The 14,444-nt window shown below is 48.0% G+C and carries 10 protein-coding genes; 2 read left to right on the top strand and 8 right to left on the bottom strand.

Features of this window, described 5'->3' with window-relative positions; genetic code table 11:
• Window positions 1-26 precede the first annotated feature (26 nt).
• A complete protein-coding gene (locus ACEW9O_RS08070; protein WP_373549635.1) occupies window positions 27-2,696 on the bottom strand; it encodes a DUF6797 domain-containing protein in 2,670 nt (889 codons plus the stop codon).
• A gap of 160 nt (window positions 2,697-2,856) precedes the next feature.
• On the opposite strand from ACEW9O_RS08070, the gene ACEW9O_RS08065 reads away from it, so the two are divergent.
• Complete coding sequence (locus ACEW9O_RS08065; RefSeq protein ID WP_373549634.1) at window positions 2,857-3,462, top strand: riboflavin synthase; 606 nt, start codon at window positions 2,857-2,859, stop codon at window positions 3,460-3,462.
• Window positions 3,463-3,472: 10 nt separating this feature from the next.
• On the opposite strand, the gene ACEW9O_RS08060 is transcribed toward ACEW9O_RS08065, so the two are convergent.
• The 7 genes from ACEW9O_RS08060 to ACEW9O_RS08030 all read right to left on the bottom strand — a co-directional run bounded on the left by ACEW9O_RS08060 (window position 3,473) and on the right by ACEW9O_RS08030 (window position 10,992).
• Window positions 3,473-5,101, bottom strand: a complete 1,629-nt coding sequence (locus ACEW9O_RS08060) for a hypothetical protein (protein WP_373549633.1) — start codon at window positions 5,099-5,101, stop codon at window positions 3,473-3,475.
• Window positions 5,079-6,494, bottom strand: a complete 1,416-nt coding sequence (locus ACEW9O_RS08055; protein ID WP_373549632.1) for a glycoside hydrolase family 140 protein — start codon at window positions 6,492-6,494, stop codon at window positions 5,079-5,081. The genes ACEW9O_RS08060 and ACEW9O_RS08055 overlap by 23 nt, the downstream gene beginning before the upstream one ends.
• 189 nt (window positions 6,495-6,683) lie before the next feature.
• Window positions 6,684-7,097, bottom strand: a complete 414-nt coding sequence (locus tag ACEW9O_RS08050; protein ID WP_373549631.1) for a BrxA/BrxB family bacilliredoxin — start codon at window positions 7,095-7,097, stop codon at window positions 6,684-6,686.
• A gap of 126 nt (window positions 7,098-7,223) precedes the next feature.
• Entirely contained in the window at window positions 7,224-8,690 is a 1,467-nt protein-coding gene (locus ACEW9O_RS08045) for a sugar transferase (protein WP_373549630.1), read from the bottom strand.
• Window positions 8,662-9,588 carry a hypothetical protein gene (locus ACEW9O_RS08040; RefSeq protein ID WP_373549629.1) on the bottom strand — a complete coding sequence of 309 codons (927 nt, stop codon included), beginning with the start codon at window positions 9,586-9,588 and terminating at the stop codon, window positions 8,662-8,664. Before ACEW9O_RS08040 ends, ACEW9O_RS08045 begins: the two co-directional genes overlap by 29 nt.
• 108 nt (window positions 9,589-9,696) lie before the next feature.
• A complete protein-coding gene (locus tag ACEW9O_RS08035) occupies window positions 9,697-10,686 on the bottom strand; it encodes a Gfo/Idh/MocA family oxidoreductase (protein WP_373549628.1) in 990 nt (329 codons plus the stop codon).
• A gap of 6 nt (window positions 10,687-10,692) precedes the next feature.
• The gene (locus tag ACEW9O_RS08030) at window positions 10,693-10,992 is read right to left on the bottom strand and encodes a hypothetical protein (RefSeq protein ID WP_373549627.1); all 300 of its coding nucleotides are present in this window, start codon (window positions 10,990-10,992) and stop codon (window positions 10,693-10,695) included.
• Between the two features lie 260 nt (window positions 10,993-11,252).
• On the opposite strand from ACEW9O_RS08030, the gene ACEW9O_RS08025 reads away from it, so the two are divergent.
• Window positions 11,253-14,444: PKD-like domain-containing protein (locus ACEW9O_RS08025; RefSeq protein WP_373549626.1), on the top strand; the 3,192-nt coding region annotated here is incomplete at its 3' end.

Below are 14,444 nucleotides of genomic sequence, written 5' to 3'. Positions count from 1 at the left end.
ATTTATCGGTTTATTGTAAAATCATCCTATTGCCCAAGTTGATGAATAGTACCTTGTATTGAGCCTTTCAACGGCTCACCTTTGGAATTTTTGATGTTGTAATCGATGGTGATTACGTCTACTTTTTCCAAGTTTTTAATGCTTAATGTCAAACTACCTCCCTCCGTTTGGGATTTGGTTACTTCCAAAACTTTCTGGTCTAATCGTTCTGAACCATATTTTTTACTTCTCAACAATTGCCAGGTTTTTACTTCAAAATTGGTCAAATCGGCGGCAGCTGTTTGGTCTAATTGGGTAGCAAAGTCCAGCACTATACTCTTTTCGAGTACCTTCATTTTAACCGGGATCGGGAGTGTTTTGCCCGTATACCGAACCCTATACAGCCCGCCCCCGCGCATCATTTGGTTGGTACCCCAAGCCGACATCCCGCAAACATACAGTTGGCCATCGGCTGGATTGAACCTGCCACGCATGACCCCCGTAAGGAATTTAATTCCAGGTAAATCTATCACCGCCCCTTGTTCTTGTCCATTTACGGTTTCTTTTAAAACATACTGAATCTTGCCGTAGCCATAAGAAAGGCTCAGCAGGCCACCATTCAATGCGCCCCATTTTTTACTTTCTACCCAAACCATTTCAGAGGGCGAGCGGTCATATTGCATATCGACCCAGACCAAGGGCTGCTCCATGGCTGCCCTTGACGAGTCTTTGGGCGGATTGTACCCCCACATATTGCCATAAAATTTCCCTACCCCTTTAACCCAGTTTATTCGGTTCATCGGGTTCCAATATCCTTGCTGGTCGGTCACTATAAAGCTGCCGTCAGGATTGATACAAACACCATTTGCTGCTCTAAAACCCGTGGCAATGATGTCTGTTCTGGAGCCGTCGGCACTGACTTTTAGCAAAGTACCGTGTTGCGGAATGAGCGCCTCCCTGGCGTGTCTTCCACTTTTGGCATAATAAAAATTGCCTGCCTGGTCGGTTTGCAGGCCCATGGCAAATTCATGAAAATGATCGGTTACCTGATGGTCATGGTTGAAACTTTCGTAAAAGTCGGTTTCCATGTCTCCGTTCAAATCCCGCAAGCGCACCAACTGGTCTCGACAAGTGACGTATATTTTTTCCTCCACTATTTTAATCCCCAAAGGTTGAAACAGCCCCGAACCAATTCGTTGCCAGGTCAGTACACCTTTGGGATCTAAAAGTCCCTTGATCAACCAAATGTCGCCATCGGTGGCACATGCAGCGGCGGTATTGGCATCTTTAAAAAAATCAATCCCGCTCAATTTCATGCGACAAGCCCAGGGATTTTCGAAAGGTGGGGTCAGTTGATCAATGGCAAATGGGCCATCTTCTTTCCCTTTGATCACAGCGGTTTTAATTGTTTCGGGATAATGAGCACGGCTTTTTCCCAAAGTGTATTTGACCAAGGATTCGGGCTCAGCCCAATTCTGCTTAGACAAGTCGGCATCCTTGTCTCCAATCATCACACAAACTTTTACCGGGTTTTTGGCATTGATGTGCATGAAAATTTGCCCATTTTCTTCTACCAGGGTAGCTCCTTTACCCGCGATACTTACTTTGGCGGGTAAATTGGCCACCCGCATTTTTAAAATAGAGTTGGAAGGCGAAACATTCAGTGTGCGGGTAAAAATGGCTGAGTTGACAAACCCAAATTTTTCTAAAATAGCCGATTCACCAACGGTATAAGCAATGATGATTTGGTCTTCAAAATGATAAAGGCCTTGATAATTTGCCCAGGATTTAGGCAATGGGCCAAACTTTCTTCCATCCCGAGCGACAAAGCGAGGGTCGTCAAATTGTCCGGTGCTTGGATTTGCCCAACCCGGGCCTACGGGCGTTTCAAAGTGTAGCTTACCGATGGTTCGTGGGTAAGTCTCGTGCTTGTCGTTTAACAATATTGCGTTCCAATCTATAAAACCTGCGCCTGTGTATGCTCCCGCCACGCGCATGAGGTCATGGTCAAAAATCATCCATGCTTTGCCTTTTGAAACTCCACCTGCACCTTTGTCCAAACGTACCGCAATACCTTTGTAGGCAAAATTGTTTTTCGAGTAGTCTTCGTCGCGGAAAGGGGAAGGGCCGGGGGAATGATAGCGTGGAATCCCCGTTTTTTCGTCTGCTAATTCGTAAGTGTTCATCAAGAAATTCCCATAATCCATGTCTGCCCAAGGCTGGTAAGGTTTAGTGGCGGGGCCTCTCGATGTACCTTTGGGCAGCGCAGAAAGGTATTCGGGGGTTACTTGTGCAAGCGGTGAAGTTTTGTTTTTTGATACAAAATCGGTTTGAATGTAGTGGATTACGTCGTATTTCTCCTGGGGAGTAAGTACCACCTGCGGCGGCATGGCACCATAGCCCTCGGTAATGGTTCGATACATGGCATAAGCATCATTGCCTGCTTTAAAGGGCTCTGCCCAAAACTTTAAGGACATCGGAATAGAGCCTTCGTTTTCTTCATCTCCATGACAATTGATGCAGTTGGCATTGTAGATTCTTTCCCCCCGCGCCAATGCTTTATTGTCAAAATCGCTGATAAAGCCTGCATGATCCAAATTTTTTTCGATAGCTGGCCCGTCGTTTACAGAAAGACGACTGGCAATCTTATTGCTTGTTTTGCAGTTGATTAGAATCGATACAAGTACAAACAAAACATAGAAATGGGTCTTTTTCATCTTAATGCAGGTTTTTATAGGCGTCTAAAATTACAAAAAAAATTTGCTGAGCTTAGAAGACTTGGACTAGCGGGTACTCGGCTAAGTTCAAAATAGCTTCGGTAAATTCGGCAACTTATTTTGTTCTCGTTCCTTATGTTTGCACACAAATTCAATCTGTATGTTCACAGGCATCATCGAATCATTGGGCGAAATCAAACAAATCCGTCAGGAAGGCAGCAATGTGCATTTCAGCATTGCCTCCAGCATTTCTTCCGAGCTCAAAATTGACCAAAGTGTGTCGCACAATGGGGTTTGCCTCACTGTGGTAGCCATCGAAGACCACATCCATACCGTCACAGCCATCGAAGAGACCTTGAAACGCAGCAACCTCGGGCAATGGCAGGTGGGCAGCCTGGTCAACCTGGAACGCGCCATGCGCTCCAATGGCCGCCTGGATGGGCACATCGTACAAGGCCACGTGGATGGCACGGGTGTGTGTACCCGAGTGGACGATCGCGACGGCAGTTGGAATTTTCATTTCCGCTACAAACCGACCCAGGAGCATTTGTTGGTGGACAAAGGTTCGATTTGTATCAATGGGGTGAGTTTGACGGTGGTGAGTCCGGTGGATGATCTGTTTTCAGTTTCGATCATTCCTTATACGTATGAGCACACCACCTTTAAATCAATCTGTGAAGGGGACTTAGTGAATTTGGAGTTTGATGTGATCGGGAAGTACATTGCGCGGTATGCGCAGTTGTATTTTAAGGCGATGCCAGTTTAGGTACTCGTTGCTACAGCACCCGAATTTCCCCCTGTTCAAAATCCACCTCAAACCCCAATCGTTCATTCCGCTCATTTTCCAACAACAGTAAATCCTTCTTCAGCGGATCGCTGGAATGCGTATCCACGATACGTACAGGTTGAAATTCGGCAATTTGCTGCCAATAATCAGCCAAGGGCGAAGTACCTTTTTTGGGCAAAATCCCTTTTTCGCCCACCCATTCAAAATAGCTCAAGGCCGCACAAGGTGCCAGGTATTTTATACTCAACAAGGTCCAGGCCGCAGTCATCAAGCTATGTTGCCGAGGATCAATCGCATCCGCTGGGTTCGGATTGGAGCGCGAGCGCAAGGTAATCGGCGCAACATGAATGGCTTTTCCGGGGGCAAAACTTTGGGCGGTACGCACAACATCCCGCTGGGCACTCAGGTTTTCGATGATCGTGCGGGTATCAAAGGCATGCACCTGGGGGTTGGGCGAAAACTGTAAAAAATCAAAAGCCGTGGTTTGGGGCCGATTGCGGTTCAGTTGGGTGAAGTAGCCGTCGGTGCCAAAACCAATTGGGATTTGGGGAAAATGAGCTTTCAATGCCTTGTAAGCTGCCTCCATTAAGTCCGCCGCAGGTACCGGATCAGTGGCCGACAGCACACAAAGTTGTTGGATTTGGCCAACAACAGGTTCCAATACTTGTACCAACTGCAAGACATCATCATTGGAAGTCAGGGCCACACTTAGTCCAATTTTTATGTTTTTCAACGCTACCGTCTGCAAAGCTGAGTCCAGGGTTTCTGCCCAAGTTGACTCGTTCAATTTCAACAGCAAGTTCAAAAAATCCAGGGGCAATGCTGGAGTATACTCATTGATATCTAGGTTCCAGTCTGTTCCTAGCTTGGGAAAAGCATAGGTCTGTTCCAGCACTTTTATTTCAACTTGCGTAGTTTCAGGTGTTGCTACGGCTTCGGTCTGAGCTTGCAGGATGAGTTTTTGCAACATCGTTTCCCCCTTTTGCACCTGCACCGGGTAAGGGATCGACAAAGGGGTGCTGTAAGTTTTGTACGAGCCGTCCGTCCAGTTGCGCTGGTCTTCCGTTTCAAAAATTTCTCCCTCGAAGTGCAGTTGTACTTGCAGGCCAGGAGCTGGGCTCCATTCCATGCCTTGCACCCCGATAAAAGGCTGATGAGGACCAATCAAGATGGGAAAAGTTGAAGCTTCGCGGCTTCCATCCGGATGGATAATCGACACGGGTTTTCCCATACAGGAATCAATGGGGTGTAGTACACAAAGGCCAATGCGGTTGCGCTGGAAATCACTTAGTGCTTCCCCGCGCATTGTTACACTCAAGCGACCTTCTGCATCACCTTCGAACACATAATGCGCCTGAAAATCTACTGCTTCCAATTGGTAACGGGCCGTGTATTCAATGGAAAAGGATTGGGCTTCGATCTGGATCTTTTCACTGAGGATTTGCGCCGGAGCGGTGCGCCAGTATTGGTCGCGGATGGCCGGGTAAATCATGCGCAGCACTTCACAATTGCCCACACTCAGGTAGCGCAGTTTGCCCGCTTCGTAAACGCCAGTCCAGGCACCTGCCCGGAATGAAGTCGTTGCAGGTAGGTCTTCATTTGTTCCAAAGTAGCCCATAGCGGTCTTGTTTTGGTACTTGATACCCTTTGGTACTGTCATCCAACAACAATACCCAATCCTGGCCGTAACCACTGCTGGGTGGAGTGAATACTTTTTGTCCTACGTTGGGCAACTTATTGGCTACTTTGGTTTCCCCATTGCGCGGATTGTACCAGGTGGCCTGGAGGGTTTTGCCACTGATTTTCGCCAAATTGACCGTGAAGGGTTTGCCCTGAGATGAATAGACAAAAATATAATCCTTACCCCGGGTGGCCTGCACCCGATCGTGTTCCGCCAGGGCGCTGGTGATCAGGCTTTGGTCAGGAATCCGATCCAGCATGGGGCGGGATTCCATCAAGCGACGTAAAAATTGCATTTGCCCAGCACCCGGTAAATCCATTGCTTCCTGCCAGACAAAATGCGGGCCATTGACCGGCTCGCGGGTTTTGTCGTACATCTGCCAGATATCGTGACAGCCGTAAGTATGGCCACAAGCTCCAGCAAACACATTCAAATACGCGTGTTTGCGTACGTCGTAGGCGCTGGAAGTCCCCAGGTCTTTGGCATTGAAACAAACGGGGTGGTCTTCATAAATCGTTTCCCCATCCAATACGGGTTTGATGGGCGTCTTTTTATAGGCCACCTGGATGCGATCCCAGACGTTGTTTTCGCGGCAGTGCCCGGTTTGAAACATGTTGAAATCCAGCCAGGCATCGTTGTGGAACCATTTGGCGGAACCGCCGTCTTGCAGGTCATTAGGTTGGGGATGAAAGGTCATCAAGGCTTTATCTGCGCCCCCTACTCCATCGGTTACCCCTGCGGCCAGGGCGCGCCATGTCGCCAGGTCCTGCTCATTGCGCGGATTGCGGTCGCCCCCCATGATCCAGATGATGTTTTTGCGGTCTTTGTAGCGTGCACCAATCCATTGGCCATAGGTTTTTGCATTTTCCGGATTGAAGACCTCTGGCCCCATTCCCCAGCGGTCCTTAAAAACCTTATCGCCCCAGGTGGGCAATAAACCAATGAAGAGGCCGAGCTCGGCTGCTTTGTCCACAATAAAATCGACGTGTTTGAAATATGCTTCGTTGGGGGTACTTGGGTCATTGTTCAGCAAGGGCTTGTCCCCGTAAGGATTCGGGGTATTGAGTCCGTCCATTTCGGCCAGGGCTACGGCCTGAATCACGGTAAAACCTTTGGCGGCCCGATTGTTCAGGTATTGAGTAGCCTCTTCCCGGTTCAGGCGGTGGAACAGTTCCCAGGCGGTGTCACCCAGCCAAAAGAATGCTGAGCCATCGGCTTTGACGAGATAACGTTGATTGGGACTAACTTTGAGTGGGCCTTGAGCGAAGGTAAAGACGCTCCAAAGCAGGGTAATGATGCAGGTTATAACTCTAATAAGTGACTTAGCCATCGGTGGAATTTGATGCTAAGTTACAAAGTGGATTGCACCAAAAAGCGATTTAGGGCAAGATTATCTTAAAACTTTACAGGGAAATATAGAGACGCACGGCCGTGCGTCTTTGCGAAAGGATGGGCGCACAACTGAACATCTTACAGTTGTGCGCCAAAATGGGAGACGCACGGCGGTGCGTCTCTACATTTAACAATATCTTTCAAAAGCCATTTTCAAATTCTCGGCAATGATTTCAGCTGAGCGGCCTTCGATGTGGTGTCTTTCCAGGAAGTGCACCAGTTTGCCATCTTTAAACAGCGCAATCGAAGGAGAAGAGGGTGGATAAGGCAGCAGGTATTCGCGGGCTTTAGCCGTAGCAGACTGATCAACCCCTGCAAAAACAGTCACCAAATTATCTGGTTTTTTTGCGCTTTGCAGTGCCATTTTTGCTCCCGGACGAGCATTTGCTGCCGCACAGCCGCATACGGAATTCACCACAATCATGGTGGTGCCCGTTGCCTGATCCAATGCCTCAATAACTTGTTCTGGAGTAGCTAAGCTTTTGAACCCAAAGGAAGTCAGGTCCTGGGACATTGGCGCTACAATCTCGATTGGATACATATCGTGTCAGTTAAGTTGTTTTTTATGAAAAATTCAATCAAATCAAGCGCAAAGATAATGCTTTGCAATGACTTGCATAAATATACATTCCAATCGTTAGTTTGGTTCATTGGCGCACTAAAAAAGCTACTTTCCTTTTCCTTGAATCAAGACCAGAACCGTATAAAAAAGGATTTTGAAATCCAAGGCAAGCGACATATTTTCGATGTACAACAAATCGAATTTCAGGCGCTGAATCATTTGGTCTACGTTAGAAGCGTAGCCGTATTTAACCTGTCCCCAGGAAGTGATACCGGGGCGTACTTTGAGCAAGTGTTTGTAATGTGGAGCACGCGATACAATCTGATCGATGTAAAACTGTCGCTCCGGGCGTGGACCAACCAGGGCCATTTCCCCACGCAGGACATTCCAGAACTGGGGCAGTTCATCCAAGCGGTATTTGCGCATGATGCCTCCCCAAGGCGTAACCCGGTTGTCGCCATCCTGGGACAATTGGGGCCCTTGATTTTCCGCATCGGTGTACATGGAACGGAATTTAAAAATAAAAAAGGGTTTGCCATTGTGCCCAACCCGCTCCTGAGCGTAAAAAATTGGGCCTTGTGAAGACATTTTCACCCGTAGTGCGATGTAGGCATAAAGTGGCGCAAACACCAGTAAAAACAAAGAAGAAGCCACCAAATCAATCATCCGTTTGATGATGACTTGCCAGTTGGCCAAAAGATCTTGCCGAATTTGAATCAATACAGCCCCATAAACGTGGTTCATTTTTACGGTACCCAGCATAATATCGTACATGTCCGGGATGATGTTGACTTGTACGGGCGGCGTAAATTCAAATAAGGTATTGAGGATTTCGCGGATGCGGTTGTGTTCGCTGGTTTCGATGGCGATGATGACCTCTTCCACGTTGCAATCCCGCACTACGGCTGGAATGGTGTTGACATACCCCAATTTGGGTAAATGTTTGTGCAAAGGGTTATTGCTTTTAACATTGGCATCAATAAAGCCCAACAACTTGTAACCCAGGCTTTTTTTGCGGGTTTTTAAATCCTCATAGAGTTCCAATGCGCTGGTATTGCCTCCAATGATCAAGGTATTAAAACTTACTACTCCCGACTTCAGGCGTTTGCTGGCTCGGGTCAACAGGATCATTCTTATCGTGGCGGTAATTAAAAAATGCAAGGTAAAAAGGGTAAAAAAAGAAGTGTAATAAGTGCGGTAACTGATGATGACATCATCGAGAATGACCGCAAAAAACAGAAATACTGCACCAAAAAAGCTCAAAAAGAGTGTCCGCGCCAAGGTGGACAAGCGCGAAAGCCGATAAATGTCTTTGTACTGATCAAAAACCGAATAAAAGGCCACCCAGCCCAGTGGAATCAACACGATGCCGTACCAAAAATTTTCATCGGCCACCACATCTGCTGGGAAAGTACCACTTTCAACCAATACCTTGCGATAGCTAAAAAAAAGCGCCCAAACCAGCATGGCTGACAAAAAATCGGCAAACTTGTACACCAGGGTATCCCACCTACGGATGCGAGTAGTGTTGAGGTAGTCAACTTTAGAAATGGACGAGTTTGACGTTGTCAAGCCAGATTTTCGCGTTGGATCGATTGATTGTACCATCTGCGTTTTTGGGTATTTCTGTTTTTAGTATGATCTGGTATTCGTCCAATCTGCTGTCTGCAACTACCTGACTTAGGTTAAAATAAATTTTATTCCAGTTTTCACTGGCGTTAAACCCGGCGGCATAGAGGATTTGCCCCCCTGCGTTTAAGTTTCCAGCCTTGTAAGCAATTACGCCTACGACCAGCGGAACCTCCGCTTTGTAGTTGAGTTCCAAATACACTGCCGTCCCTTTGGCGAGCAGGCCGGTGTAGGTATTGCGGGTAGCAAGCTCTACCGCCGGGTATTGGGTACTGAGTTGGATAAGACCAGATCCACTGCCTTCAAAAGCTCCGTCGTTGGCAATGCTCATCCGGTTAGACTCATTGCCAGTGACCAGGGTTTGGAAAACGTGTGAATTGTTTTCAAAATTTTCAAGCAAAGCAAAACGGATGCCACTACGGTAAGTGGCTTTGGGCCGAATGCTGTCTACTTCATTGGCTTTGAGCGTGATGTTGTACTCCAAAGCTTGAAAAAAAGGATAAATCTCTGGCGCAGTACTGATGCCATTGTCTTTGATCCCCGCTTCCAGTTTGATTTTGCTGTTCCCGGTTTTAAGGATGGGAATTTTTGCAGGCAATGGATAGACCCCAAAAAATGCATCGTCGACACTCACCCATACCTCGGTGATTTTGGCCGAAGCGCTACCTTGGGTCCCCACCGCGGTTTGTACCTCGAAGGGAGCTACCCATATGTACGAAGGAATTTCTTCTTCTGGATTGATCAGATCGCAGGCACTTGCGCTCAACCACAAAAAAAAGCAGGCTAACAATTGAACTCGGTTTAGAGCCGCAAAGTCAGGTTTTTTTTCCTGAGTACTCATTTTTTGAGGTTAAGGCTATATGATCAAATGTTTATGCTTATGTAAAGTCAGTAAGCACACTACGGGCATTTTTGTTTTTCAGACCCAGTGGAGTTGTCAGCAGCCATGCTACACCTTCCAGGGCCCCCGATCAATCTCCGCAATGATTTCATACGCCAACTTCAGTGCCTGATAACCATCCTCAATGCTCACTTTGGGCGTAGTTTGATGGACAATGCTCTCCGCAAAAGACTCCAGTTCCATTTTGATGGAATTGACCGATTCGATGGGTGGCATATCAATGTGTAGCATTTTTACGCCCTGGGGGGTATGCCATTCCAGCAGGTTTGCCTCTTGTGGCAAATTGGGTGCATCCTGGTCGTAGAGGCGCACTATCTGTGCATTTTTATCCAAAAAATCCAGACTGATGTAGGCATCGCGTTGAAAGAAACGCACTTTGCGCATTTGTTTCATCGAAATGCGGCTGGCCGTAAGGTTGGCTACACAACCATTGGCAAACTCGATGCGTGCGTTCGCAATATCCGGCGTTTCGCTGACCACCGCAACTCCGTTGGCGCTTACTTTGGTCGGCACCGCGTCAACCATACTCAAAACAATATCCAGGTCGTGGATCATCAAATCGAGTACCACCGATACATCGGTACCCCGCGGGTTGAAGGCGGCCAGGCGATGGGCTTCGATGAACATGGGTTTAAGCGGCATGTCTTCCAGGGCCAAAAACGCCGGGTTGAAGCGTTCCACGTGCCCCACTTGCACCTGCACCCCCTTTTCCTTGCTCAAACGAATGAGTTCCTCGGCTTCGGCAATGGTATGGGTGAGCGGTTTTTCAATAAAAACGTGTTTGCCTGCTTGAATGACTTTTAGTGCCAATTCGTAATGGGTCGTGGTAGGCGTGACAATGTCCACCACGTCTACAGCCTGAATGAGCGCTTCTACCGAGTCAAAAGCTTTGAGCTGGAATTGTTCGGCCACACTTTGAGCCATGTGGGGATTGGGATCGTAAAAACCGACCAGTTCATAGGTTTCTACGGCCAGTTGGATACATTTTAAATGGATTTTACCCAAATGGCCAGTGCCAAGTACACCTATTTTTAGCATAGCGAATTATTTGAAATACATCAGAATAGCCCCGAAAAGCGTGATTAAAAAAATGAGCACCGTGGCCATCCGCATGGAGTACTGAATGTGGTTGACAAAAGCCCAAATGTGCTCCCGCATGTGCGGGTAGCGGGAGATGACCTCCTCTTCCATTTTTTGCTTGTTGAACAAGTGGGCAGCACCGAATTCAACCCGGTTTTGCACCAGAATTTTGTACACTTTGAACACTTTGACCCGAAAGTAGACATTCAAAAAAAGCATGGCAGCAAAGAGTGCCAATACCAAGGCCAGCAAGACGGTAACCATTTGCTTTATTTTGGTGAAAGATAATGGGGTAAAGGTAAATGAAAAAGAGTTTTATCCCGAAAACATTACTACCATTATGCTTACACGTGTTTTTTTTGTTTTCATCCCAAAAACCTAAATGCAATTGGATGGAATAACGCCAAAGTTAGCTTACCTTTGACCCAAATCTCATTGTCTTTTAGCCGATTAGCGGCTTTTTGGGTTTTGATATTGATGTTTTTACGTCAATTTTTTAGAACACATTTAATACGACGACCTAAATGAAAAAAGATTACACCTTTCCTGATGGAAGGAGTTTGTCCTTATGGACTAAACTTCCGTCCTTGCTCTTTCAGAGCATTCCCTTGTTTATCCTGGCCTGCTGTGGTTTAGTCACCAGCCTCGATGCACAATCCCTTACTTTCAATTCCAGCGGCACTTTTATCGTTCCGACCGGCGTGACCAGCATTACCGTACAGAGCTGGGGAGCTGGTGGTGGCGGTGCTAGCGGTAGTAGTGCCAACCGAGGCGGCGGCGGCGGCGGTGCCTTTGCCACCAGTACTTTTGCCGTTGTTCCCGGCGCCAGCTATACGGTTACCGTAGGCTCAGGTGGTGCACCGGGGGTCAATGGCGGAAATTCCAGCTTTGGCATTGTTGTCATTGCCGCAGGCGGTAGTGCCGCTCCAGGTGGCCTCGTAGGTGGTGCTGGTGGTTTAGCCAGTGCTTCTACTCCTACCCTTGGCGCTTTTTCGGGCGGAAATGGTGGCGGTTCTGTTGCAGCTGGTGGTGATGATGCTGGCGGCGGCGGCGGTGGAGCTGCAAGTTCTACAGCCAATGGTGGCAATGGCGCAGCAGGTACCAGCAGTACTCCTGGTGCAGGCGGCCAATTTGGCGGCAATGGCAACGTTGGTGCTGGAACTGGCCAACCCGGCGACGGTGGAAATGGTGCTGATGATAGTTTTGCTGCTGATGCACAAAATGGCTTCGCCCCAGGTGGTGGCGGCGGCGGCATGTCCGAAAGCCTTTTTAGTGACTCTGGCGACGGTGCCGATGGCCGCGTAGTGGTCAGCTGGGCTTGTGGACTTGTTGTTTCCAACTTTTCGGTAGCCATAACCGAACCCGCTTGCGAAGATGCACCTGCCACGGTAACGCTGAGTTCGAATACTGTACCTGACGGTACTTATAGTGTGGTATACAGTGTTTCTGGTGCAAATACTGCCAGCAATGTGAATACTTCGGTTACCTTCGCTGGTGGTACTGGTTCTTTTACCACTGCACCCTTGAATAATGATGGCAACACAACCATTACCATCAATTTGCTGGGTTGTGCTGTCCCAAGCAACAATACCGATAGTTTTGTAGTGGATGATGGCCCACCTCAACCGGGTGCCATTACTGGTGGTACAAGCGTTTGTGACAATACTCCTGGGCTGGTATATTCTGTTGCTGCAGTTGCAGGAGCAACCAGCTATACCTGGACGGTGCCTACTGGCTGGCAGATTACTACTGGACAAGGTACCACTTCCATTACAGTTACATCAGGTGCACTTTTTGAAGGTGGTGCGGTCAGCGTTGTAGCCAACAATACTTGTGGCTCTAGCGCACCAAGATTGCTGGCTGTTTTACCCAATGCCAACAACATTGGTTTTTTTGTGACCACCCTCAACGAAGTGACGCTTTGTGAAGATGAAGTGGATAATCCTTTGGTTTTGTTGACCGATAACCTGGAAGGTGGCGACCCCAGTGGTGGTCAATCCTATGCCTGGGAAGTGTCGACTACCACTCCGGCTGGCCCCTTTGTAGCGGGCGCAAATGCTGGTGAAGCGGACGACCAAGTCTACAACAACGTATTAGATGATTACAATACTCCTGGTGTCTATTACTTCCGCCGCATTATTACCAACAATGCTTACTGCGGTACTGCTGACACCAGTATGATCATAACCTTGAACATCAATTCCGAGATTGATTCGTTCTCTTATAGCCCTGATACCATTGTTTATTGTGCAAACACGGCAATTACGCCGCTGGCACCAACCATTGCGGGCGGTGTGGGTACAACCTTTACCATCACGCCAGCTTTACCCGCTGGTTTGAGTTTTGATGCCGCCACGGGTACCATCAGTGGTACACCTACTGCGGCAAGCCCTGCTACTTCTTACAGGGTAATAGGTATCAACGATTGTAATGCTGATACCAACTTTATCAATATTACGGTAGCTGCTGCACCCGTTGTTACGATCACCGGCCCTGCAAACTCTTGTGAAGGTGATGGCAGTACACTCACTGTGGTGGTCACTGCTACCGGTGGTACGGCACCTTACGCACTTGCTTTTGGGTATACCCGCGTTTTTGTTGGTGAAAATTGTGAGCCCTTAGCCAATGGTCCAACTGGAAATGCGATCAGTCAGACCGGTGTCTTCGAAATTAGCTTTACTGGATCTCCGGCGGGTACCTATAATTTTGGCGGTACCGTTATCGATGCCAATGGCTGTTCTGGCACTGATGACAATGTTGAATTCACCATTTACGCCAAACCAGTTGGTGAGGCACTTGCCAAAACCATTTACAGCTGTAACCGGGTGAACGTTGATCTACAAAACCAAATCGACTGTAACCTGCCCAGCACTTTCAGTTGGTACAGCGTAGCATCGGTAGGTTCTGCTGTAGCGTACAACAACCCTAATGTAGATGGTGAAACCGTTGCCCCTGCCGGGACTAGCAGCACCATCAACGATCTGTTGACCAATACCACTACAGTCAATCAAACGATCATCTACCGCGTGGTACCTACCAGTGTAGGTGGTGGCTGTGTAGGTGAACCGTTCTACATTACCATTACCGTGTTGGCGCCAACCGAACCAGCATGTATTGCGTGTATGAACGAGGTGAACGTGAGCTTGGATGCCAATTGCAAATTTTCAGTACTCCCTAATCACGTAATCGACTTTTCGCGTTGTGAAAATGGCGAAGTTTTGCGTGAGGCATTGGAAGTAGTAGTGAGCGGCAGCAACAGCAACATTATCACTTGTGCAGGTACCTATACTTATGTGGTGAAACTGAAGCCAGAATACGAAAGATGTTTCGTGTTTACTCCTTGCTGGGGTAAAATCACGGCTGAGGACAAAACGGCACCCATCCTGGTGTGTGCTCCTCTCGATGTAACCCTGGATTGCTACGATGTAAACTACGTTTTGAACAATCGTTTGACGATTGGTAACGTAGGTGCCACTAGCTCTCCACGTCCTGCTGCTACTGGCAACCAGACCATCCTTAACGCTGAAGGTGTGGTTGGTGTTGGACCAGCACTTCCTGTTTGCGCAGCAAATCTGGTTCCTCCAGGTTTGGTTTCTGACGCGATCAAAAACTTGGGCTATGCTTACTTCCGCGACAACTGCCGCGATTGTGGTTGCCGGGTTACGCTGAAGTGGACGGACAAAGTAGTATTCTACAACTGCGACCAAATGGCGGCC

Source organism: Haliscomenobacter sp., assembly GCF_041740695.1.
Lineage (GTDB): Bacteria > Bacteroidota > Bacteroidia > Chitinophagales > Saprospiraceae > Haliscomenobacter.
This window is presented reverse-complemented; position numbering and strand designations above follow the sequence as displayed.